Source organism: Streptomyces sp. NPDC024555, assembly GCF_055559335.1.
Window position 1 is genome coordinate 162,330 of record NZ_JBVHKV010000001.1, and the last position, 22,192, is coordinate 184,521.

18 protein-coding genes are annotated in these 22,192 nt (G+C 72.6%); 8 read left to right on the forward strand and 10 right to left on the reverse strand.

Features of this window, described 5'->3' with window-relative positions; all coding sequences use genetic code 11:
* Position 1: 1 nt before the first annotated feature.
* Positions 2–655, forward strand: a complete 654-nt coding sequence (locus ACZ4FH_RS00710; RefSeq protein ID WP_467301428.1) for an FMN reductase — start codon at positions 2–4, stop codon at positions 653–655.
* Positions 656–770: 115 nt separating this feature from the next.
* Positions 771–1,193: a universal stress protein gene (locus ACZ4FH_RS00715; protein ID WP_383632106.1), complete on the forward strand. Its 423-nt coding sequence runs from the start codon at positions 771–773 to the stop codon at positions 1,191–1,193.
* Between the two features lie 85 nt (positions 1,194–1,278).
* Here ACZ4FH_RS00715 and ACZ4FH_RS00720 read toward each other — a convergent pair whose 3' ends face one another.
* On the reverse strand, positions 1,279–1,677 hold the full coding sequence (locus ACZ4FH_RS00720) for a hypothetical protein (RefSeq protein WP_467301429.1): 399 nt from the start codon (positions 1,675–1,677) through the stop codon (positions 1,279–1,281).
* A gap of 121 nt (positions 1,678–1,798) precedes the next feature.
* Between ACZ4FH_RS00720 and ACZ4FH_RS00725 the strand changes: the two genes are divergently transcribed.
* The 3 genes from ACZ4FH_RS00725 (at position 1,799) to ACZ4FH_RS00735 (ending at position 5,826) form a co-directional block, all read left to right on the forward strand.
* A complete protein-coding gene (locus tag ACZ4FH_RS00725; RefSeq protein ID WP_467301430.1) occupies positions 1,799–2,719 on the forward strand; it encodes a hypothetical protein in 921 nt (306 codons plus the stop codon).
* 79 nt (positions 2,720–2,798) lie between these two features.
* Positions 2,799–3,740 carry an NADP-dependent oxidoreductase gene (locus ACZ4FH_RS00730; protein ID WP_467301725.1) on the forward strand — a complete coding sequence of 314 codons (942 nt, stop codon included), beginning with the start codon at positions 2,799–2,801 and terminating at the stop codon, positions 3,738–3,740.
* 121 nt (positions 3,741–3,861) lie between these two features.
* On the forward strand, positions 3,862–5,826 hold the full coding sequence (locus ACZ4FH_RS00735) for an FUSC family protein (RefSeq protein WP_467301431.1): 1,965 nt from the start codon (positions 3,862–3,864) through the stop codon (positions 5,824–5,826).
* 73 nt (positions 5,827–5,899) lie between these two features.
* Here the strand turns inward: ACZ4FH_RS00735 and ACZ4FH_RS00740 are convergent, their stop codons facing one another.
* Positions 5,900–6,301 (reverse strand): RNA-binding S4 domain-containing protein, encoded by a 402-nt coding sequence (locus ACZ4FH_RS00740; RefSeq protein WP_467301432.1) that lies wholly within the window; start codon positions 6,299–6,301, stop codon positions 5,900–5,902.
* Between the two features lie 51 nt (positions 6,302–6,352).
* Positions 6,353–8,014, reverse strand: coding sequence for a hypothetical protein (locus ACZ4FH_RS00745; protein ID WP_467301433.1), 1,662 nt, complete (start codon positions 8,012–8,014; stop codon positions 6,353–6,355).
* 358 nt (positions 8,015–8,372) lie between these two features.
* On the opposite strand from ACZ4FH_RS00745, the gene ACZ4FH_RS00750 reads away from it, so the two are divergent.
* Positions 8,373–9,863, forward strand: coding sequence for a VWA domain-containing protein (locus tag ACZ4FH_RS00750; RefSeq protein WP_467301434.1), 1,491 nt, complete (start codon positions 8,373–8,375; stop codon positions 9,861–9,863).
* On the opposite strand, the gene ACZ4FH_RS00755 is transcribed toward ACZ4FH_RS00750, so the two are convergent.
* Together ACZ4FH_RS00755 and ACZ4FH_RS00760 are read right to left on the reverse strand one after the other, a co-directional pair.
* A complete protein-coding gene (locus tag ACZ4FH_RS00755) occupies positions 9,797–11,005 on the reverse strand; it encodes a sensor histidine kinase (protein ID WP_467301435.1) in 1,209 nt (402 codons plus the stop codon). The two genes, ACZ4FH_RS00750 and ACZ4FH_RS00755, sit on opposite strands and share 67 nt — an antisense overlap.
* Positions 11,002–11,655: a response regulator transcription factor gene (locus tag ACZ4FH_RS00760; protein ID WP_383632112.1), complete on the reverse strand. Its 654-nt coding sequence runs from the start codon at positions 11,653–11,655 to the stop codon at positions 11,002–11,004. The genes ACZ4FH_RS00755 and ACZ4FH_RS00760 overlap by 4 nt, the downstream gene beginning before the upstream one ends.
* Before the next feature lie 148 nt (positions 11,656–11,803).
* Here ACZ4FH_RS00760 and metG point away from each other — a divergent pair, with 148 nt between their 5' ends.
* Positions 11,804–13,408, forward strand: a complete 1,605-nt coding sequence (gene metG, locus ACZ4FH_RS00765) for a methionine--tRNA ligase (RefSeq protein ID WP_467301436.1) — start codon at positions 11,804–11,806, stop codon at positions 13,406–13,408.
* 212 nt (positions 13,409–13,620) lie between these two features.
* Here the strand turns inward: metG and ACZ4FH_RS00770 are convergent, their stop codons facing one another.
* The 3 genes from ACZ4FH_RS00770 to aspS form a co-directional block, all read right to left on the reverse strand.
* On the reverse strand, positions 13,621–14,415 hold the full coding sequence (locus ACZ4FH_RS00770; RefSeq protein WP_467301437.1) for a L,D-transpeptidase family protein: 795 nt from the start codon (positions 14,413–14,415) through the stop codon (positions 13,621–13,623).
* A 293-nt stretch (positions 14,416–14,708) separates the two neighbouring features.
* Positions 14,709–15,653 (reverse strand): intradiol ring-cleavage dioxygenase, encoded by a 945-nt coding sequence (locus ACZ4FH_RS00775; protein ID WP_467301438.1) that lies wholly within the window; start codon positions 15,651–15,653, stop codon positions 14,709–14,711.
* 188 nt (positions 15,654–15,841) lie between these two features.
* Entirely contained in the window at positions 15,842–17,626 is a 1,785-nt protein-coding gene (gene aspS / locus ACZ4FH_RS00780) for an aspartate--tRNA ligase (RefSeq protein WP_467301439.1), read from the reverse strand.
* A 162-nt stretch (positions 17,627–17,788) separates the two neighbouring features.
* Between aspS and ACZ4FH_RS00785 the strand changes: the two genes are divergently transcribed.
* A complete protein-coding gene (locus tag ACZ4FH_RS00785; RefSeq protein WP_467301440.1) occupies positions 17,789–19,882 on the forward strand; it encodes an ATP-binding SpoIIE family protein phosphatase in 2,094 nt (697 codons plus the stop codon).
* An 11-nt stretch (positions 19,883–19,893) separates the two neighbouring features.
* On the opposite strand, the gene ACZ4FH_RS00790 is transcribed toward ACZ4FH_RS00785, so the two are convergent.
* Both ACZ4FH_RS00790 and ACZ4FH_RS00795 read right to left on the reverse strand, forming a co-directional pair.
* On the reverse strand, positions 19,894–20,988 hold the full coding sequence (locus tag ACZ4FH_RS00790; protein WP_467301441.1) for an AI-2E family transporter: 1,095 nt from the start codon (positions 20,986–20,988) through the stop codon (positions 19,894–19,896).
* A gap of 98 nt (positions 20,989–21,086) precedes the next feature.
* A complete protein-coding gene (locus ACZ4FH_RS00795) occupies positions 21,087–22,043 on the reverse strand; it encodes a pirin family protein (protein ID WP_383631092.1) in 957 nt (318 codons plus the stop codon).
* Positions 22,044–22,192 lie beyond the last annotated feature (149 nt).

A 22,192-nucleotide genomic window follows, 5' to 3' on the forward strand; every position in this document is an offset into this window, starting at 1 on the left:
CGTGTTCGCCACCGAACCGCTGAGGATCGTCGCCGTCTCGGCCGGGCTGAGCAACCCCTCCTCGACCCGGCTGCTCGCCGACCGGCTGGCCGCCGCCACCCGGGAGCGGCTGGAGGCCGACCAGGACCGGGCCGTCGAGGTCCGCGTGATCGAACTGCGCGACCTGGCCCACGACATCGCGTCCCACCTGGTCAGCGGTTTCCCCCCGGAGAACCTGGCCGAGGCGATCGCGGCCGTGACCGGGGCCGACGGGCTGATCGCGGTCTCGCCGGTCTTCACCGCCTCGTACAGCGGACTGTTCAAGTCGTTCTTCGACCTCGTCGAGAACACCGCGCTGACCGGCAAGCCGGTGGTCGTCGCCGCGACCGGCGGCACGGCCCGGCACTCGCTGGTGCTGGAGCACGCGATGCGCCCGCTCTTCGCCTATCTGCGGGCGGTCACGCTGCCGACGTCCGTGTACGCCGCGTCGGAGGACTGGGGCGCCTCGGGCGACGACTACACCGAGGGCCTGCCGGCCCGGATCCGGCGCGCGGGCGGCGAGCTGGCGCGGGCGGTCTCCGGCGGCGGAGCGGTCTCCGGCGCCTCCAAGGCGCTGGGCCTGGACGACGAGGTGATCCCCTTCGCCCAGCAACTGGCCGCTCTCCGGCCCGCCTGACCACCCCCAAGGCTGTAGTTTTGTCCGTTTTGACTACAGTAAGCCGGGAAGGTGCGTGGTGCGGGCGTCCGCACCACGCCCGCACGTGCGAGCCACAAGCGAGCTGGAGGCAGAGATGGGCAGGATCGTGGTGGGCGTGGACGGCTCCGAGTCGTCGATCAAGGCGCTGCACTGGGCCGTGCGCCAGGCGGAGCTGACCGGGGACACGGTCGAAGCCGTCAACAGCTGGGAGTACCCGACGACGAGCTGGGCGTCGATGATGCCGGGCATGCCGGAGGACTTCGACCCGCAGGCCGTCGCCACGGTCTCGCTCAACGAGGCCCTGGAGGAGGCCCTCGGCGCGGAGGGCGCCGCCGCCGTCACCAAGGTCATCGTGATCGGCAACCCGGCGCAGGCCCTCCTCGACCGGGCCAAGGGCGCCAACCTGCTGGTCGTGGGGGCGCGCGGCTACAGCGGCTTCAAGGCCACCCTGCTGGGCTCGGTCAGTCTGCACGTCACCCAGCACGCGCCCTGCCCGGTGACCGTCGTCCGCGACTGACATCCGCCTCCGGTCCCCGGCACGCGTGCGGCCCGCGTCCCTGCGGGGGCGCGGGCCGGACGCGCGGACGCGGTCGCGGGAGGGCTCAGTCCTCCCGCGTGTAGAACATGTAGTACGAAGCCAGCAGCATCGCCGCTCCCGTCAGCAGCCCCAGCACCGAGGCCGCCAGCACGCTCTTGCCGGACAGGCTGTACAGGAAGCCGATCGAGCCGCCGAACAGCGCGCCGTAGGCACCCGCGCTCAGTTCGCGCGGCAGCCGCCTCTGCACCCGGCCGAGCCCGAAGCAGAGCACCGCGAGCACGGCGCCCGAGACCAGTCCGAGAGCGAGCTGCGTGCCGGTGAGCACACCGCCGCCGCGGACGATGGAGGTGGCGTACCAGCCGAGGATCACCCCGAGGGTGACGGGCACCGCCCAGCTGAGCGTCGAACGGTGCCGGGGACGCGCGTGCGCTCCGCGCGCCGGCGCCGAAGCATGTGTGGCCATGGCTGAGAGCTCCTTCCGTCGCCCCCGCTTTCCCTCCAGGGCACACCCGGCCGGGTCCCCCGGCAACTCGGATGGACTACGGCCCCCGGCACGCCCCGGGCATCCGGGATTCCCTGGTGGGGTGCGGACCTACTTCTCGACGGTGCTCTCGGCGGCCTTCCTGGTGCTGCTCGCCGTCCTGGTGCCGCTGAGCGCGCTCTCCGCCTGGGTCGATCTGGAGATCGACGACACCGACCGGTACGTGGCGGCGGTGGCGCCGCTGGCCTCCGACCCCGACGTGCGGAACACGGTCGCGGACCTGATCACCGACGAGGCGATGAAGCAGATCGACGTGGGCCCGCTCCAGGACCCCGTCCGCGACTTCCTCCACCAGGCCGTCGAGTCCTTCACCACCACCGAGGCCTTCCAGGCCGCGTGGAACGCCGCCAACCGCACCGCCCACGAGGCCGTCACGGCCGCGCTCGACGGACAGACCGGCGAAAGCGTCACCATCGATCTGGCGCCCGTCACCGAGAAGGTGCGGCAGAACCTCGTCGACAACGGGGTCCCCTTCGCCGACCAGATCCCCGTCGAGCACACCGACATCCGGCTCATCTCCGCCGACCGCGCCGACCAGCTGCGCCAGAGCTTCCGGTGGCTGCGCGCCGCCAGTGTGTGGCCGGCCGTCGGCACCCTGGTCTTCACCCTGCTCGGGCTCGTGACGGCATGGCTGCGCGGCGGACCGGCCCGGCGCGGCCGGGTCCGCGCCCTGCTCGCCGCCACCGCCGTCGCCGGGGCCGGCTACGCGCTGGGCGCGCTGGTGCTGCGCGGGGCCCTCGCCCTGGCCCGCGACCGGATCCTCGCGGAGGTGAACGGCACCGAACGGGACGCGGCGGCGGCCGTCTACGACGCGCTGACCGCCTCGCTGCGCACCACGGTGTGGATCGTCCTCGGCGTCGGACTGGCCTGCGCGGTGTGCGCACTGGCGACCCGGATCCGGTACGGGCCGAAGCCGCCCGCCCCCGCGACCCCCGCCTCCTCGGCAGCGCCGGCCGGGGCCTGACACCGCCGAGGTGCGCACCGGACCCGGCCGGGCAACAGTGGAGGAGGTGACTGCCGGGGGCGACTGGAAGGTCTTCCGCATGCGCGCCATCGCCGTGAGCACGCCCAGCGCCGATCCCGCCCTCGTCGAACTCCCCAAACCCGATCCGGCCCGGGGCGAGGTCCGGGTGCGCGTCGAGTACGCCGCGCTCAACCCGCCCGACCGCGAGCCCCCCGGCCACCGCCCGCCGCCCGCCCCTCCCCTGGTCGTCGGGGTCGACTACGCGGGCCGGGTGGACATGATCGGCCCGGGGGACAACCGCTTCCGGGTCGGGGACCACGTCTTCGGCCGGACCGGCGGACCGGCGGCGGGCGCGGGCACCTACAGCGACTACGTGTGCGTCTCCCAGGACTCCGCGATCGCCCTCGTCCCGCGCGGGCTCGACGCCCGGATCGCGGCCGCGCTGCCGTCCGCCGGGATGGCCGCCGCGCAGATCCTGGAGGCGGTGGCGCCGCGCGGCCACGAGAGCCTGCTGGTGGTGGGCGCGGCGGGCGGCGTCGGCAGCTGTCTCACCCAGCTCGCCCGCGCCCGCGATGTCCGGGTGATCGCCGTGGTGCGCGGGGACGAGCGGGCCAGGATGGGTTCGCTGGGCGCCGCCGTCACCGTCGACACCACCCGGGGCGGGGTCGCCGGGGCGATCCGGGAGGCCTGCCCGGACGGGGTGGACGCGCTGGTCGACCTGGCCTCCGCGACGCCCGACGCGTTCGCCGCGTACGCCGCGACGGTCCGGCCCGGCGGCATCGCGCTCTCCACCCGGGGCGTCGCGGCCTCCGCCGAAGGGGTCCGGCCCGTCGACTTCCGCCTCGAACCGAACCCGGTCCTGCTCGGCGTCCTGGCCGCGGGCGCCGCCGAGGGCGTGCTGCGCGTCCCCATCGAGGCCGAACTGCCGCTGGCGGAGGCCCCGCGCGCACTGGACCGGGGGCGGAGCGGCGGGGCACGTGGCAAGACCGTCTTCGTCCTGCGGGAACATGGGACCTGCTGAACACGGGACCTGTCGCGCGTGGGACCTGCTGAACACGGGATCCGCTGAGCACGGCACCCGCCGCACACGGGATCCGCCGCAGGGGTCCTGTCGCACACGGAGCACGGACGAGGGGGACGCGGTGACCACCGGGGCCGAGGGAACGCCGTCCACCACCCCGGCGCAGCGCCGGGGCACGCCGCCGGTCTGGCTGCGCTACGGTCTGCGCCCCCGCCCCACCCCCGTGCCCTGGGCCGCCGTCGGCCGCGCCGCCGTCGCCCTGGCCGCCCCGCTCGCCGTCGGCTTCGCCGCGGACCGGCCGGTCTACGGGGCGCTGGTCTCCATGGGCGCGCTCTCCGGGGTCATCGGCGACACGGCCGACGCGTACCGGATGCGGGTCCTCAACATCGCCGTGCCGCAGGTGTTCGGCGCCCTCGGCATCATGACCGGCACCCTGGTGTACGGGACGGGTTGGACGGCCGTCCTGGTGCTCACGCTCATCGGCCTGGTCTCCGGGATGATGTCGACGATCGGCGCGGTCGCCTCCGTGTCCGGTCTGCTGCTCCTGCTCAACGCCGCGGTCGGCGCGGGTCTGCCGATGCCTGACCCGTGGTGGGTGGCCCCGCTGCTGCTGACCGTGGGCGGGCTGTTCGTCCTGGCCCTCACGCTGCTGGCCTGGCCGCTGCGGAGCAAACGTCCCGAGCGGGCCGCCGTCGTGTCCACCTATCTGGCGGTCGCCGATCTGCTGGCCGCCGCGGGCGGCCCGGCGTACGAGGAGAAACGGCACACGGTCACCGAGTCCCTGAACACCTCGTACGACCTGATCCTCGCCCACCGCAGCCGCTACCACGGCCGCAGCGGCACGGGCGTCCGGCTGCTCTCCCAGCTCAACGTGGTGATCCCGCTGGTCGAGGCCGCGCCCGCCGTGCATGTGCGCGGGATCCGGCTGCCGGACGCGATCCCGGCGGCCGTGCGCGCCCTGGCCGCGGACATGGCCGCCGGCCGCACCGGGGGCGGCGCGCCGGAGCTGCCCGCCCCGGACTCGCCCGCCACCCGGGCCGTGGACGGCGCCCTGCGGCACGCCGCCGTGGTCGTCCACAAGACCGACCCCGACCCGTTCAACGTCGACGACCGGCTGGGCCGGCCGGCCGCGCTCGGTGTCCGGATCCGGCGCGCCACCCGCACGGTGCTGCTCTCGGGGACGTCCTGGCGGTACGGGCTGCGCCTCGCGCTCTGCATCGGGCTGGCCCAGGCGCTGACCTCGCTGATCGCCGTGCCCCGCTCGTACTGGGTGGCGCTCACCGTCACCTTCGTCCTCAAGCCGGACTTCGGTTCGGTGTTCTCCCGCGCGGTGCTGCGCGCCGTGGGCACGGCGGCGGGGCTCGTCGTCGCGGCCCCGGTGCTGGCGGAGGTGCCGGCGGGGTGGTGGGACGTGCCGGTGATGATGGTGCTCGCCGCGCTGATCCCGGCGCTCACCGCGAAGGGCTACGCCTTCCAGACGGCGGCCGTCACCCCGGTCATCCTGCTTCTGTCGGACCTGCTCAACCACCAGGGCGTCCAGCTCGTCTGGCCGCGGCTGCTGGACAGCCTGATCGGCTGCGCGATCGTGCTGGTGGCCGGATATCTGCTCTGGCCGGAGAGCTGGCACACCCGGATCGGGCACCGGCTGGCCGACGCGGTGGCGGACACCGCCGGCTATGTCGCGTACGCCTTCGAGCCGGGCGGCGACAGGGCGGAACGGGTCCGGGCCCGGCGCCGCCTCTACCGCGATCTGTCGTCCGTGCGCTCCGAGTTCCAGCGCGCCCTGACCGAACCGCCGCCCACCGGACCGCGCGCCGCCGCCTGGTGGCCGCTGGTGGTGGCCGTGGAACGCATCGTGGACGCCACGACCGCCGCACGGGTCCGCGTCGACCACGGGGCCCCGGAACCGGAACCGGCGGAGGTGTCCGCGGTCGCCACCCAGCTGCGCGAACTGGCCGAGGGGCTGCGGGCCAGCGAGGTCCTGGTGGAGGTGCGCGCCGAACTCCCCGGGGACGAGCAGGGGGTGCTGGCGCCGCTGCGCCAGGAGGTGGCGGCGGCACGGGCGATCGCCTCGCCCGCGCCCTAGACCCGTCAACAGGACAGTGGAGCCGTCACCCGGGCCGTAGACTCGTAGACCCGTCACCCGGGCCGTGGAGCCGTCACTCGGCGGGGCCGGAACCCCGCAGCCGGTCCATCTCGCGGCGGTCCCGCTTGGTCGGCCGGCCCGTGCCCCGGTCCCGTACCGGAATCTGGATCGCGGCCTCGCGGGGCGGCGGGGGCGGGCTGTTGTCGATGAAGCACTCGGCGGCGGCCGGCGGCCCCACCCGCTTCTTGACGATCTTCGACACCACGACGATCCGGTCCCGGCCCGCGTGCCGCAGCCGCACCTCGTCGCCGACGCGCACGGCCTGGGCGGGCTTGGCCCGTTCACCGGCGACCTTCACATGTCCGGCGCGGCAGGCGGCGGCCGCCTGTGCGCGGGTCTTCGTGAGCCGGACCGACCAGATCCAGACATCGACCCGCACACTGCCCGCCGCCTGCGGCGCCTCACCGGAAACCATGGCCCCGACTGTAGTGCGGGCCGCCGGCCTCCGGTGAGCGGCGGGCGGCGGTCAGCCGAAGGAGGAGACCACGTCCGCCATCGGGTAGCTGTACACCTCACGGGCACAGGCCGAGCAGTCGGCGGTGGTGGCGTGCTCGCTCAGCGACCAGAGCCTCGGCGGGAGGTTGTCGCCGCGCCCGTGGGCGAGGTACAGGTCCTCGGGGCCGATGGTCGACTTCAGCGTCTTCGTGTTCCCGACGAGCCGGGCGGCTCCGTCGACGGTGCCCACGGTGGCCTGGAGCAGCAGACCGTGGGAGGAGGCGTTGCTGCGGTGGAAGTACCAGGAGCCCTCGTAGCGCATCGCGCCCTGGAACTTGTGCCACAGCGCCTCGCCGTTGAACGTGGCGCCGACCGGGAGCCCGTACGCCTCGTCGGCGCTCACGGCCGTGCCGGTCGCGCCCTCGACCGCGGCGGCGAGCGAGGCCATCGGGTAGGTGGCGACCCGGCCGGGGTCACCGCCGTTGTTGGTGTTGCAGTACTCCCCGATGATCATGTGGTCGGTGCCGGTACGGTCCAGCGAGAGGTACGAGGCCTTCGGGCGGCCGGTGTTGTAGCACTGGTTTCCGGAGGTCGGGCCGCCGTTCTTGGCGGCGGTGAAGTTCACCGTGGCGACCTGCGGCATCACATAGCGGTAGCCGTACGCGTACCAGACGTTGCTCTGCCGGCCGATCCGCTTCTTGTCCTGGACGTCGCTGACGAGCCCGTCCGGGGTCGGGTCGTTGACGGCCGCGTCGTTGTCCGGGTTGAGGTCCAGGATCCGGCGGAAGTCGAAGACCCGCATGCCGTTGGCGGTGTCGGCGACGTACAGGTAGTTGCCGTACCAGACCATGCCGCCCGCGTGGATGCCGTTCTGCGCGGCGCAGCTCGGGGTGACGGAGGAGGTGCAGCTGCCCTCGGAGGCGTGCACGGCGTCGAAGGAGATGTGGTCCTTGGAGTTCATGTACGGCCAGGCCAGCAGGACATGGCGGTACATCCGGGTCTTCTGGTTGAAGAAGGTGACCCGGACGCCCTTCTCGTTGCAGGCGTCGGATGCGGAGGCCTGGAGGCAGTTGTCGCGGCCGGAGGCGTAGTCGCTGCGGCCCGGGTTCTTCGCGTCGTACCCGGCCACGGCGACGGGCTCGGCGTCCGACGTGCCCCAGTCCTCGTCCTCCTGGGCATCCGAAACGCCCGAAATGGCCTGCGGCACCCACTCGGTGGAGGTGGCGTCGTCGGACTTCCAGCAGAAGCGCTGGTCGGCGGTGAGGTCGGGGCCGTAGACGGTGGCCGCGCCGCAGCCGGGCGAATCGCGGTTGGCCTGGGTCATCAACTCGGTGAGGCCCTGGCTCGGAAGGCTCGCCGTCAGCTTCGCGACCAGCCCGGACAGGTCCGCGCCCTTGGCCAGGGCGAAGTCGGCGGGCCGGCCGGGCGCCGGAGCGGCCGCCGCCGGCGCTCCCCGGCTCGCCGCCGCGGTGCCGGTTCCGGCCGAATCGTCCTGCTCGCCCTCGGGTTCGTCGTCGAACCCGTCGTCGGGCATGCTCTCGTGATCCGGTACGGGGTCGTCGGCGGCCGGGACCGCTGCGGCGGGACCGGCGGCGGGAGCCGAGGCGTGGGCGGCCGGCACCAGGCCGGAAAGCATCGCCCCGGCCGCCGCGGCACAGGCCGCGAGCCGTATTCGGCGGGATGGGTTCCGCATGGGAGAGCCCTTCTTGTCGCACATGGGAGGACCAAAGAAATCGGTGTGCCTGACTGATCGTCAGACACACCGTTTGATCACGCTAACAACAGGAACGAGCACCTTGCGGCTGACAACGGACACATATCGACGACACCCACAAGGTCCGCACACCGCCCGCACAGGACTCGGTCCGGAATCGGTCCGGAGTCGGTCAGGGATCGGTCCGGGATCGGTTGCGGCTCGGTTCCCCCGCAGGGCGGGCCGCACCACCGGAGGGCCGGATCCGGCCGCTAACCTTACGTATCCGCCCTGGCCAGGGATCAATTCCCGCAGTACGGACATTCATCGCACCCAACTCATGCGAAAGGCCTCGCCCATGGGCATTCGGAGCTTGCTGCGCAAGGTGTTCGGCCGTGACCGCACGGAGCAGGACGAGCCGACGACGGCCACGGTCCCGTCCCAGAGCGAGCGCACCCTGGCCACGGAGCCGGAGCCGGAGCCCGCGGGCGCGTCGGAACCGGCGGACGAGGCCGCTTCCGAACCCGCCCCGGCCGCGACCCGGGCCACGGTGCCCGCGCCCGCGTCGCCGGAGCGCTCCACGTCGTCCCGGGACGCGGCGGCCGACCTGGTGGCCGCCGCCTTCGACAACCCGGCCGCCCCCGCCCCGAAGCCCGCCCCCACGGTCCCGGCCCAGACCGAGCGCACGTCGGTGCCGGAGGCTACGGCTGAGGCCGCGGAGCCGGAGGCCGCGAAGGCTGCTGAGATCGCGGAGCCGGAGGCCCCGAAGGCTGCTGAGCCGGAGACTGCTGAGGCAGCGGAGGTGGCCGAGGTCGCTGAGGTTGCTGAGACCGGCGATGCAACCGAGGTTGCTGAGACCAGCGATGCAGTCGAGGCGGCTGAGACCGCCGAGGTCGCCGAGGTCGCCGAGGTCGCCGAGGTCGCCGAGACCACGGTGGAGCCGGAGGCCTCGAAGAAGCCCGAGGCCGACGACAAGCCCGAGTCCGAGCCCGAGGCCGAAGCGAAGCCGGAGCCGGTCGAGGCCGAGCCGGCTGCCGCCGAGCCCGTCGCCGAGGCCACCGCCCCGGAGCCGGAGCCGGAACCGGCCCCCGCCGAGGCCCCCGCCCCGGCCGCCACCACCGAGGAGCCGGCCCCCGCCGCCCCCGCCGCCCCCGCCGGCAAGTCCGCGCTCACGCCGGCCAAGGTCAAGGCGCGCGCGCCCGAGCTGGCCGGGATGTACAAGGCCGCCCAGGCCGGGCTGAAGGCCCACGGCCTGACCGGTACGCGGGCCGCCGTCTACCTGGTGCTCGACCGCTCTGGCTCGATGCGCCCGTTCTACAAGGACGGCAGCGCCCAGCACCTGGGCGACCGCACGATGGCCCTGGCCGCGCACCTCGACGAGGCCGCCACCGTCCAGGTCGTGTTCTTCTCGACCGACATCGACGGCACCGGCACGGTGGAGCTGGACAGCCACGCGGGCCGGATCGACGAGCTGAACGCCGGCCTCGGCCGCCTCGGCCGGACGAACTACCACCGCGCCGTCGAGGAGGTCGTCTCGCACTACGAGTCGTCCGGACGGACCGGCCCGGCGCTGGTCGTCTTCCAGACCGACGGCCCGCCGGACGTCAAGCAGGCCGCCCGCCAGGCACTGACGGACGCGGCCCGGCTGCCGCTGTTCTTCCAGTTCGTCGCCTTCGGCGAGCAGGACGCCAAGGGCTTCGACTTCCTGCGGAAGCTGGACGCCCCGAACGCCGGCTTCTTCCACGCCGGCCCCGCGCCCCGCGAGATCGCGGACGCCGCGTTCTACCGCGAGGTCCTGGCCGCCCCGGCCGCCTGGTTCGCCGCCCGCGAGCCCGACGCAGGCGCCTGACCGACCGGCAGGCGTACGGTCACGGCGAGCCCGCCCTCCGGGCCCGGCACCGCCGTGACCGTACCGCCGTGCGCGACCGCGATGGAGCGCACGATCGACAGGCCGAGCCCCGAGCCCGGCCCCATCCGGTCCCGCCCCTCACCGCGCCGGAACGGCTCGAAGAGCCCGGGGACGTCCGTCGCGTCCACCACCGGCCCGGTGTTGCGCACCTCCAGCAGCACCCCCGCGCCGACCTGCGTCAGGGACACCTCCACCCGCCCGCCGGGCACGTTGTACGTCGTCGCGTTGGCCACCAGATTGGCCACCAGCCGGGCCAGCAGCACCCGGTTCCCGCGCACCTCGCAGGGGGACGCGTCGACCGTCACGCCCGGACGGCAGGCCGCCTCCTCCGCCACCACCCGGACCAGGTCCACGGCCTCCCGCTCGCTCTCGCCGAGCCCCCGCTCGCTGCGCGCGAGGAGCAGCAGCCCCTCGATGAGCCGTTCGCTGCGCCGGTTGTTGTCCAGCAGCGTCTGCCGGGTGCGGACCAGGTCCTCCGGGGTCGGGTCGTCCAGACCGATCTGGATCGCGGCCCGCTGGGTGGCCAGCGGGGTGCGCAGTTCGTGCGAGGCGTTGGCGATGAACCGCCGCTGCCCGTCGAAGGCCTTCTCCAGCCGGGCGAGCAGGGCGTCGAGGGTCTCGCCCAGCTCCTTCAGCTCGTCGTCGGGGCCCTGGGAGGCGATCCGCTCGTGGAGGGTGTGCGCGGAGAGCCGGCGGGCCTTGGCCGTCATCGCGTGCACGGGCCGCAGGACCCGCCCGGCGGTCCACCAGCCGACCGCGACCGCGCAGGCCGTCATCACCAGCAGCGCGGCGATCGACCAGTACAGGAGCTGGTCCCCGGCCGCGTCGCTGACGTGGTCGGTGAGGTCGTAGACGGTCGGCGGGCCGAGGCTGCGGCGGGTGACGAGGGGGCCGTTGACCGCGTAGCCGGGCTGGACGACGGCGGCGCTGCGGGCGATGGCGCGGGCCTGGGAGTCCGTCCCGGAGCGGGAGGCCAGGTTGACGGTCGCGAGCAGCGCCGTACCGAGCACCAGGAAGACCCCGCCGTACACGAGCGCGATCCTGGTCCGGATGGTGAGGCGCGGCAGGGGCGGGCGCTTCACAGGGCGTACCCCACGCCCTGCACGGTGCGGATGACGTTCGGTTCGCCGAGCTTGGCGCGGAGCTTGCTCATGCAGACGCGGACGGCCCCGGTGAAGGGGTCGGCGTTGGCGTCCCAGGCCCGTTCCAGCAGCTCCTCGGCGCTGACGGTCCCGCCGTCGGCCTCCAGCAGCAGCTGGAGCACGGTGAACTCCTTCGGCGAGAGGTCCAGCTCGCGGCCGTCCCGGCTCGCGGTGCGGCGCACGGTGTCGAGCCGGATGCCGTGCCGGGCCAGCTGCGGCGGTACGGGGCGGGCGCTGCGCCGCCGCAGGGCGCGGACCCGGGAGACCAGCTCGGGGAACTCGAAAGGCTTGCCCAGGTAGTCGTCGGCGCCCAGGTCGAGGCCGGAGACCCGGTCCTCCATGCTGCCGGCGGCGGTGAGCATCAGGATCCTGGTGCGGGAGCCGGAGGCGACCAGCTGGCGGGCGACGTCGTCGCCGTGCACCCGGGGCAGATCGCGGTCCAGGACGACGACGTCGTAGTCGTGCAGGCCCAGGTAGGCCTGGGCGGCGTCGCCGCTGTACACGGTGTCGACGGCGAATCCGGCCCGTCGCAGCCCGGTGGCGACCAGCTCCGCCAGAATCTCCTCGTCCTCGGCGACCAGTACCCGCATCGTGATGTCCCCTGCCTCGTGCATGCGTGTCCACTCCCTCCCAGGATGCGTCTTTGCTACGGGAAGGGATGTTTCGCAAAGGTCTCCGTCCCCGGGGCGGGGTTTATCCGTGCGAGCGGTCCTCCCCCGGACCGTTAGGATTTCGACCATGGCGGCCACTGGATCCGAGAAGCAGGCGGCGACGGCGTTTTACGTCTCGACCCCCATCTACTACGTAAACGACGCTCCTCACCTGGGCCACGCCTATACGACCGTCGCAGGCGACGTGCTCACCCGCTGGCACCGCCAGCGCGGCGAGAAGGTGTGGTACCTCACCGGCACGGACGAGCACGGTCAGAAGATCATGCGCACGGCCGAGACGAACGGCGTCACGCCGCAGGAGTGGTGCGACAAGCTCGTCGAGGAGTCCTGGAAGCCCCTCTGGGAGCACCTGAACATCGCGAACGACGACTTCATCCGGACGACGGAGAAGCGGCACACGGACCGTGTGCAGGAGTTCGTGCAGGACCTGTACGACAAGGGCGAGATCTACAAGGGCGGCTACGAGGGCCCGTACTGCGTGGGCTGCGAGGAGTACAAGCTCCCCGGCGATCTGATCGAGGACGAGGACGGCGTCAAGCTGTGCCCGATCCACAAGAAGCCGGTGGAGATCCTCAAGGAGGAGAACTACTTCTTCAAGCTCAGTGAGTACGGCCCGAAGCTCATGGAGTTCTACGCGGCCAACCCGGACTTCATCCAGCCGGAGTCCGCGCGCAACGAGATCGTGAACTTCGTCAAGCAGGGCCTCCAGGACCTGTCGATCTCCCGCTCGACCTTCGACTGGGGCGTCCCGGTCCCGTGGGACGACAAGCACGTCATCTACGTGTGGGTCGACGCGCTGCTGAACTACGCGACGGCCGTCGGCTACGGCGCCAACCAGGAGAAGTTCGACGGTACGTTCCCGGCGAACGTGCACCTGATCGGCAAGGACATCCTGCGCTTCCACTCGGTCATCTGGCCGGCCATGCTGATGGCGCAGGGCCTGCCGCTGCCCGGCAAGGTCGTCGCCAACGGCTGGCTGATGGTCGGCGGCGAGAAGATGTCGAAGTCCAACCTGACCGGCATCAAGCCGCAGGACCTGACCTCGCACTTCGGCGTGGACGCCTACCGCTGGTACTTCCTGCGGGCCATCGCGTACGGCAGCGACGGCTCGTTCTCCTGGGAGGACTTCAGCGCCCGCTACACCTCCGAGCTGGCCAACGACTACGGCAACCTGGCCTCGCGCGTCGCGGCCATGGTCGGCAAGTACTTCGGCGGCGCGCTCCCCGCGGCCACGGCCGCGGGCGACGCCGAGCAGGCGGTCCGCGACGGACTGGCGAAGGCCGTCGCCACGGCCGACCGCAAGATCGGCGAGGAGCTGGACTTCCAGGGCGGCATCCTGGCGGTCTTCGACTTCGTGAAGCAGGTCAACGGCTACATCACGGAGCAGGAGCCGTGGAAGGTCGCCAAGGACGACTCGCCGGAGGGCCGCGCCCGCCTGGCGACGATCCTGTACACGGCCGCCGAGTCCCTGCGCGGTGTCGCGGTCCTGCTCAACGCCGTCATGCCGGAGACCTCCCAGAAGCTCTGGGAGTCCCTCGGCGCCGAGGAGTCCCTGGGCGCCCTGTCCGACCAGCACGTCCAGGACGCCGGCACCTGGGGCCTGCTCCCCGCCGGCGCCACGGTGACGAAGGGCGCGGTGCTGTTCCCGCGCCTGGAGGAGAAGCCCGCGTAACGGGGTGTACGTACGAAAGGGGCGGACCGCGACGGTCCCGCCCCTTTCGCGTATCCCGGTCAGCGCGTCCAGTCCTTGAGCGGTTCGGTGTCCAGTTCGATACCCACCGGTTCGGGAAGCCGCACGCTCTTGCCGCATACTCACGTCCGCCTCCTGAAAGTGGTCGGGCGGTTGCCAGGTTACGGACCGAAGGACCCGGTGAGCGGCAGCGTTCACATGCTCAACGACGCCCCGTCCCCCATCACGATGACCGGCTCCTTCGCCGGGTCGAGGACAGTGAGGAGTTGTTTCATGCGGTCCTCGGTGACCGAGACGCAGCCCTGGGTGGGGCCGCCGTGGTCGACGTGGATCCAGATGCCGCCGCCGCGTTCGTCGCCGAGGGGGCGGGTGTGGTCGAGGGGGGAGGTGCCGGGGAGGCGGTTGTAGTCGATGGCGATGACGTAGTCGAAGGAGCCCTCCAGCGGTTCGCCGTGGAAGCCTTCGCCGGAGGCCGTGAAGTCGGGGCTGAGGTCGTACGGGAAGGTGGTCGCCGGGGGTTCGAGGCGGCCGCCGGCGGCGGTGAGGGAGAAGACGCCGACGGGGGAGCGCAGATCGCCCTCGTAGTGCTCGGGGGTCCAGCCGTTCAGGGCGTTGTGGGCGGGCCAGGGGGCGAGGGCGGGCTGCCAGCCGAGGGCCGGGTCGTCCCGGGTGTAGAGGACGGCAGTGGAGCGGTTGGAGTCCGGGGACTCGCCGGTGACGACGAAGGCCTGGCGCGCCCCGTCCGGGATCCGCGCCCTGGTCAGGGGCCCGAGCCCGGGGATCTCGCGCGGCGGGGCCGGGCGCGGCGGACGGACGGGGGCGGCGGCGCCGGGCGGACCCGGTACGCCCGCGGTCCCGTCGGCCCGGGTGGCGGCCCCGCCGTCCGGCCCGCTGAAGGCGCCCGATCCGTACCCGGCCAGCAGCAGGAGGACGGTGGCGCAGACGACGTACGGGAGACGCAGCGGAACGCGTGGACGGGGCACGGGCACGGAGAGCTCCTCAGCGGTGGGGCGGGCGGCCACCGGGCCGTTGCGGGCACGGGCCGCGGGTCCGGGCCGGGGTCGTCCCAGGCAGTCTTTGCCGCCGCCGGAGACCGCCAATCCGTGGCCGGGGCCATCCGGGTCTCGTTGTTCGGGTGATTCGTCGTACGTGTATGCCCGCGCACGGACGGCGGACGGTGCGCAAAGGGCCCGGCGCCGGGGGTGGACGGTCCGGTCGCCGGGCCCTTCGTCTCCGCGGGGGGACGGAGGCCTGAGGAGGGGTGCGGGTCAGTTGCGGCGGCTCACATCCCCGTACCGTCGTGGGTCTCGTCCGGGTCGACGCCCATGGTGATCGAGCCGACGACGCCCCGGTCCATGTGCTTCCTGCGGTACGAGAGCTTCATCAGCCCGCCGGTGACCCCGCTCTGGTCGTAGATGGTGTCCTCGGTCAGGGTGGTGCGGGTGGTGGTGCTGGTCGAGTACGGCGCGACCTTCGCCGAGTCGAGCACCGCCGGCTCCGCGAAGAAGAACTGGCCGGTGTGGCAGGTGTGCCCGCCCTCGTAGCCCGCGTCGGTCATCGTCCCGCCGACGTGGACCTTGGTGTGGATGTGCACGGCCCGGCCCTGGTACCAGCCCGGGAAGATCGTCCGGAACTCCACATGGCCGTGCTTGTCGGTGAGCTGGGTGCCGCGCAGGTAGCGCTTGTCGTCGGTCGGCTCGCTGTGCCCGCCGCCTCCGGGACCGCCGGGGCCGCCGGACGGAGGGGTGCCGGTGGGCGCGTCCGTGGGCACTCCGGTCGGGGCGTCCGTGGGGGCACCGCTCGGCGGAGTGCCGCCGCCGGGACCGCCGGGGCCGCCGCCCTGGCTCATGCTCTCGTACCCCGAGTACAGCCCCAGCGCGTCGCAGTGCCAGATGTCCACGGCGGCCTTCGCGACCGGCTTGCAGGTGTCGGAGTCGATCACCTTGAGCCGGAGGGTCATCGGGATGCCCTCCTTGCCCTCCGTGATGTCCTTCCGGATCTTGTCGGCGTCGATGTAGTACGGACCCTCGGTGGTCTCCGAGGTGAGCCGGTAGCAGGCCTCGCCCTGGCCGGCCGGGTTCTTCCCCCGGCCGCCGCTCTCCCCGGCCGAGGCGTTCGCGACCGCCCCGGCGCCGATCCCGGCCGCCGCGACGGCCGCTCCACCGGCCAGGATCATCCGTCGGCGGGTCAAGTCCTGCTTGTGCGCGGGTTCTTGTGTGTCCGTCATGCGGGGGAGGCTAGGCAGCCGAGCTGGCAGGGACATGGGCGTGGGCTGTGCGTTCCTGTGGGAGGGACAGCGGCGACCGGCCCGCTTCCGGACGGGACGCGGAACGGCCCCCGCCGGGAGCGTGCGCTCCGTCGCGGGGGCCGTTTCACGTGAAACACGGCAGATGCACCCGAAGGGCGCATCGCCCTCTACTTCTCGGCGGCGTCCTTCGTACCGGTGGCCGGCTTGCGGAGCTGGATGTTCAGCTCGCGCAGACGGGCCTCCTCCAGCACCGTGGGCGCGCCCATCATCAGGTCCTGCGCGTTGCCGTTCAGCGGGAAGGCGATCGTCTCGCGGATGTTGGGCTCGTCGGCCAGCAGCATCACGATGCGGTCGACGCCCGGGGCGATGCCACCGTGCGGCGGGGCGCCGAGGCGGAAGGCCTTGAGCATGCCCGCGAACTCGCGCTCGACGGTGTCACGGTCGTAGCCGGCGATCTCGAAGGCCTTGATCATCAGCTCGGGCTCGTGGTTCCGGATGGCGCCGGAGGACAGCTCGATGCCGTTGCAGACGATGTCGTACTGCCAGGCGAGGATGTCCAGGGGGTCCTTCTCCTCCAGGTCCTTCAGACCGCCCTGGGGCATCGAGAAGGGGTTGTGCGAGAAGTCGATCTTCCCGGTCTCCTCGTCCTTCTCGTACATCGGGAAGTCGACGATCCAGCAGAAGCGGAAGACGCCCTCCTCGAAGTGGCCGGCGCGCTTGGCGGCCTCGACACGGACGGCCGACATGATCTTGGAGACCTCGTCGAACTCACCGGCCCCGAAGAACACCGCGTGGCCGGGGACGAGGGAGAGCCGCTCGGTGAGCGTCTTGATGTCCGCCTCGGTGAGGAACTTGGCGATCGGACCGGCCAGCGTGCCGTCCTCGCCCACGCGCACCCAGGCCAGGCCCTTGGCGCCGTGCTCGACCGCGTACTCACCGAGACCGTCGAAGAACTTCCGCGACTGACCGGCGGTGTCCGGCACCGGCAGGGCGCGGACGTGCTTGCCGGCGAAGGCCTTGAACTCCGAGTCCGCGAAGACGTCGGAGATGTCGACCAGCTCCAGCTTGGCGCGCAGGTCCGGCTTGTCGTTGCCGTACTTCAGCATCGACTCGCGGAACGGGATGCGCGGGAACGGCGAGGTGACGTGGCGGCCGTTGCCGAACTCCTCGAACAGCTCGGTCATGAGCTTCTCGATCGGCCGGAAGACGTCCTCCTGCTCGACGAAGGACATCTCGACGTCGAGCTGGTAGAACTCGCCCGGCGAACGGTCGGCGCGGGCGTCCTCGTCGCGGAAGCAGGGCGCGATCTGGAAGTACCGGTCGAAGCCGGAGATCATCAGCAGCTGCTTGAACTGCTGCGGCGCCTGCGGCAGCGCGTAGAACTTGCCCGGGTTCAGCCGGGACGGGACGACGAAGTCACGGGCGCCCTCGGGGGAGGTCGCGGTGAGGATCGGCGTCGCCATCTCGTTGAAGCCGAGGGCGACCATCTTGGAGCGGATGGAGGCGATGACGGCCGAGCGCAGCATGATGTTGCGGTGCATGCGCTCGCGGCGCAGGTCGAGGAAGCGGTACTCCAGGCGGCGCTCCTCGTTGACCCCGTCCTCGGTGTTGATCGTGAAGGGCAGCGGGGCGGCCTCGCCCAGCACCTCGACCTCCGTGACCTCGATCTCGATCTCGCCGGTGGGCAGCTCCGGGTTCACGTTGTCGGCGCCGCGGGCGGAGACCGTGCCGTCGACGCGGACGACGGTCTCCTTGGTCAGCTTCGACAGCGCCTCGTTGGCGGGCGTGCCGGGACGGGCGACGAGCTGCACCAGACCGTAGTGGTCGCGCAGATCGATGAAGAGGATGCCGCCCAGGTCTCGGCGATTGTGCAGCCAGCCGCTCAGCCGGACGTCGGTGCCGACGTCAGAGGCGCGGAGCTCGCCGCAGGTGTGGGACCTGTACCGATGCATCGTCGTTCATCCAGTCTTCGCGGTTGGGGTGGATTCAGCCTCCCCAGGCTACCGCCCGCGACCGGACCGTTTCATTGTCATTGTCCGCGCCAAGATCGTCCGGGCCCCCGCCCTCCGGCCCTTCGGTGGCGTCCGGGGTGCACATCTTCATAAAGTGGGGCAATGCGCACCGAGGACGTCCTGGCCGCGACCGCGACCGGTCTCTGGCGCTGGGACAACCGGGCGGGCATCGTCACGCTCGACGCGGAGGCCGCCCGGCTGCTGGAGCTGCCCGCCGAATACAGCACCTTCCGCGATTCCGAGGTGCGCTCGCGCTTCCACCCCGTCGACTGGAACGAGATCAACGGGGTGGTGAACCTCGCGGTCGCCGAGGGCACCCTCGCCGAGGCCCGGCTGCGGATCGTGGACGGGCACGGCCGGGTGCTGCGCACCGTGCGCAGCCGCTCCAAGCCGCTGCTGCCGGACGCGGCCGACGAGGAGGGATTCGTCCTGGTCGGCACCCTCCAGGAGGTGGCGGACCCCGAGCCGGGCGCGGCCGGGGTGCGCACCCCGATCACCGGCGACTGGCGGCGTTCGCGCGAGGCGTTCCTGCTGGACGCGGGGCGCGCGCTGGCCGAGGCCCGGTCCACGGCGGAGGTGCTGCGGGTCGCCTCGGCGCTCTCCATGCCCGGTTTCTCACCGGACGGGCTGGCGGTCTTCGGGATCGAGGGCGAACGGCTGACGATCATCGGCCACCACGGGCACAACATGGGCGACGAGGGCCCCTTCACGAACATGCCGCTGGAGACCGACTACCCGGCCGCCGAGGTCGTGCGGACCGGGCGGGCGATCTATCTGGCCTCGCCGGAGGACTACCGCGGCCGCTATCCGGCGACCTGGCCGCTGGCACAGCGGTTCGGGCGGCGGTCCTGGGCCTTTCTGCCGCTGATCGTGGCCGGGCGCACCATGGGCACCTGGATGGCCGGGTTCCGCCATCCGGTGGCGTTCTCGCCGGACGAGCGCTCGGTGCTGACGACCGTGGCCCGGATGCTCGCCCAGGCACTGGCCAGGGCGGAGGCCGCGGAGACCGAGCGGGAGCTGTCGCTGGGGCTCCAGCGCTCGATGATGCCGTCGCTCGGGCCGGACATCCCCGGGATCACGGTGGCGGCGCGCTACGTCCCGACCGGCGGCGGGCTCCAGGTCGGCGGCGACTGGTACGACCTGATCCCCCTGCCGAACGGCCGGATCGCCCTGGTCATCGGCGATGTCCAGGGGCACGACGTCCGCGCGGCGGGGCTGATGGGCCAGCTGCGGATCGCCCTGCGCGCGTACGCCTCCGAGGGCCACCGTCCCGACGCGGTGCTCGCCCGCGCCTCGCGCTTCCTGTCCGGCCTCACGGACGCGTCGGAGGACTCCGTGCGGGGCGCCCGTTTCGCGACCTGTCTGTACGCGGAGGCGGACCCGGAGACGGGTGTCCTGGACATCGCACGGGCCGGGCACCCCGATCCGGTGGTCGTGACCGCCGACGGCACGGCCGTCATCCGGCAGACCGAGGGCGGGCTGCCGCTGGGCGTCGAGGCGGACGAGGACTATCCGACGACCCGGGTCACCCTGGAGCCCGGCGAAACGATCATGTTGTGCACGGACGGGCTGATCGAGACCGGCGGGCACGATCTGGCCACCGGCTGGGTGCGGCTGCGGCCGATCCTGGAGCGCCGGACCGAGGACCTGGAGAAGCTCGCCGACGCCCTGGTGCAGGCGGTCCACGGTCCCGATTCGCACTACACGACGGGTCCGCTCGCCGACCGGCGGGAGGACGACGTGGCGGTCCTGCTCCTGCGGCGCGAGCCCACCACCGCGCTTCCGGCCGCCCCCCGGCGCACCGCGCTGAGCATCGCCCAGGCCGAACCGGAGCGCATCGCGGCGGCCCGGCAGCTGCTGCGCGAGATGCTGCACGACTGGGCGGACGCCGAGCAGATCGACTCGGCGGTGCTCATGGTGTCCGAGATGGTGACGAACGTGCTGGTCCACACGGACGGCGACGCCCTGATGGTGGCGCAGGCGGTCGGCGAGCCCGGGGAGCGGCGGCTGCGGGTCGAGGTCTCGGACGGCAGCGACGAGCTGCCGCACAAGCGGCGGCCGGGCGAGATGGCCTCCAGCGGCCGGGGCCTGGTCCTGATGGAGATGCTGGCCGACGCCTGGGGGGTGGACCCCCGGGGCGCGGGTAAGTCGATCTGGTTCGAGCTGTACGAGTCGGACGAGCTGCCGCCCGCGTGACGCGCGCGCGGCTACGGGGTGCGGGGCCCCGGTTCGCCGGGCGGGGCGGCGGGCTCCTCGGCGGCCGGGGGCGGGCCCGCCCGCAGTTCGCCGATGATGCCGAAGGCGGCGGCGCAGGCGGGGACGGCCAGGAGCATCCCCAGCAGTCCGGCGACGCTCGCGCCGGCGGTCAGCGCGATCATGATCATCGCCGGGTGCATCTGCACGGTGCGGCTCTGGATCATCGGCTGCAGGACGTGGCCCTCCAGCACCTGCACGGCCAGCACCACCCCGAGCGCCCAGAGGGCGATCGCGAAGCCGCGGTCGGCCAGTGCCACCAGGACGGCGACGGCACCGGAGAGGAAGGCGCCCAGATACGGGATGTAGGCGCCGACGAAGACGAGCGCGCCGAGCCCCACCGCCCCGGGCACCCGCAGGATCAGCAGCCCGATCGTGATGCAGACGGCGTCGATGAGCGCGATGAACGTCGTCCCGCGCATGAAGCCCTCGACCGCCTCGAAGGCGCGCCGCCCCATCGCCTCGACCAGGTCTCCGGTGCCCCGCGGGGCGACGGTGTGGGCGAGGTTCGCGGCCCGGTCGGAGTCGCGGAGGAAGAAGAAGGTCAGCAGGAGGGAGAGGACGGCGGTGGCGAGGAACGAGCCGACCAGGCTGATTCCGGAGAGCAGCCCGCCCGCCGCGCTCGCGCCGAACTTCTCGACGAGCTTCTTGGCGTTGTCGGCGAGCGCGTCCACGTTCGCGCCGTCCTCCAGCCCGAAGTGGTCGATGACCCACTGTCCGGCGTCCTTGAGCGAGGCGACGATCTGGTCGCCGGTCTCGATGAGCGCCGCGACGACGATGTAGACCGCGCCGCCGCCCACCGCGAGCAGCAGCACGCAGGTGATGCCGGCGGCCACGGAGCGGTTCACCCCCCGCGCGGTGAGCCGGCGGTTGACGGGGCCCAGAAGCGCGGTGCCGAGGAGGGCGAGGAGGACCGGGGTGACCGCGGTCTTCAGGACGATGCACAGGAAGACGGCGACACCGGCCACACCGGCGACCAGGAGGACGACACCGCACCAGGCGGCCGTCCGCCGGGCGGCCTCGGGCAGGAGGGGCTTCTGGGTCTGCACCCTCCCACCCGATCACGCCGTGCGGGTGGTGTCCCGCCCGCGCCGCCGTACGGGTGACGGGCCGTCATACGGCGGCCCGTCACCCGTACGGCCGGGACTCACATGCCGTGGACGGCGGGCACGGTGCCGAGGCGGCCGGCCTGGAAGTCCTCGAAGGCCTGCTTCAGTTCGGCCTGGCTGTTCATCACGAACGGCCCGTAGTGCGCCATCGGCTCACGGATCGGACGGCCGCCGAGCAGCACGACCTCCAGGTCCGGGGTGTGGCCGTCCTGCTTCTCGTCCGCGCGGACGGTCAGCGAGGAGCCGGCGCCGAAGACGGCGGTCTGGCCCATGTGGACCGGCCGGCGCTCCTCGCCGACGGTGCCGCGTCCGGCGAGCACGTACGCGAGGCCGTTGAACTCCTCGCGCCACGGCAGCGTCACCTCGGCGCCGGGGCGCACGGTGGCGTGGATCATCGTGATGGGCGTGTGGGTGATCCCGGGACCCTCGTGGCCGTCGATCTCGCCCGCGATCACCCGGAGCAGCGCTCCGCCGTCGGGGGAGGCGAGGAGCTGGACCTGGCCGCCGCGGATGTCCTGGTAGCGGGGGTCCATCATCTTGTCGGCCTTGGGCAGGTTCACCCAGAGCTGGAGGCCGTGGAAGAGGCCGCCGGACTGGACGAGGGACTCCGGCGGCGCCTCGATGTGGAGCAGGCCGGAACCGGCCGTCATCCACTGGGTGTCGCCGTTCTGGATGGTGCCGCCGCCACCGTTGGAGTCCTGGTGGACGAAGGTTCCGTCGATCAGGTACGTCACGGTCTCGAAGCCGCGGTGCGGGTGCCAGGGGGTCCCCTTCGGCTCGCCGGCCGCGTACTCCACCTCGCCCATCTGGTCCATCATGATGAACGGGTCGAGGTACTTGTAGTTGATCCCCGCGAAGGCGCGGCGGACCGGGAAGCCCTCGCCCTCGAAGCCGCTCGGCGCCGTGGTGACGGCGAGCACGGGGCGTGCGGTCGCGTCGGCCGACGCGGCGACCTTGGGCAGGGTCAGCGGGTTCTCGACAGTCACTGCGGGCATGGGAGCCACCTCCGGGGATCGTTCGGGATCCAATTTAGTTGAATGGTGAACATCCTGCAAGGCGGGGTTCATTCCCGGACCGCCCCCGGACACGCGGAAGGGGTCCGTGCCGGGCGGCACGGACCCCTTCCGGAGGCACGGGAGCGCGG

Coding starts and splice junctions, on each gene's coding strand:
- metG (WP_467301436.1), top strand. CDS start 11,804: ATGGCGGCCACTGGATCCGAGAAGCAGGCGGCGACGGCGTTTTACGTC.
- ACZ4FH_RS00760 (WP_383632112.1), bottom strand. CDS start 11,655: ATGCGGGTACTGGTCGCCGAGGACGAGGAGATTCTGGCGGAGCTGGTC.
- ACZ4FH_RS00740 (WP_467301432.1), bottom strand. CDS start 6,301: ATGGTTTCCGGTGAGGCGCCGCAGGCGGCGGGCAGTGTGCGGGTCGAT.
- ACZ4FH_RS00745 (WP_467301433.1), bottom strand. CDS start 8,014: ATGCGGAACCCATCCCGCCGAATACGGCTCGCGGCCTGTGCCGCGGCG.
- aspS (WP_467301439.1), bottom strand. CDS start 17,626: ATGCATCGGTACAGGTCCCACACCTGCGGCGAGCTCCGCGCCTCTGAC.
- ACZ4FH_RS00720 (WP_467301429.1), bottom strand. CDS start 1,677: ATGGCCACACATGCTTCGGCGCCGGCGCGCGGAGCGCACGCGCGTCCC.
- ACZ4FH_RS00785 (WP_467301440.1), top strand. CDS start 17,789: ATGCGCACCGAGGACGTCCTGGCCGCGACCGCGACCGGTCTCTGGCGC.
- ACZ4FH_RS00795 (WP_383631092.1), bottom strand. CDS start 22,043: ATGCCCGCAGTGACTGTCGAGAACCCGCTGACCCTGCCCAAGGTCGCC.
- ACZ4FH_RS00775 (WP_467301438.1), bottom strand. CDS start 15,653: ATGACGGACACACAAGAACCCGCGCACAAGCAGGACTTGACCCGCCGA.
- ACZ4FH_RS00750 (WP_467301434.1), top strand. CDS start 8,373: ATGGGCATTCGGAGCTTGCTGCGCAAGGTGTTCGGCCGTGACCGCACG.
- ACZ4FH_RS00715 (WP_383632106.1), top strand. CDS start 771: ATGGGCAGGATCGTGGTGGGCGTGGACGGCTCCGAGTCGTCGATCAAG.
- ACZ4FH_RS00730 (WP_467301725.1), top strand. CDS start 2,799: ATGCGCGCCATCGCCGTGAGCACGCCCAGCGCCGATCCCGCCCTCGTC.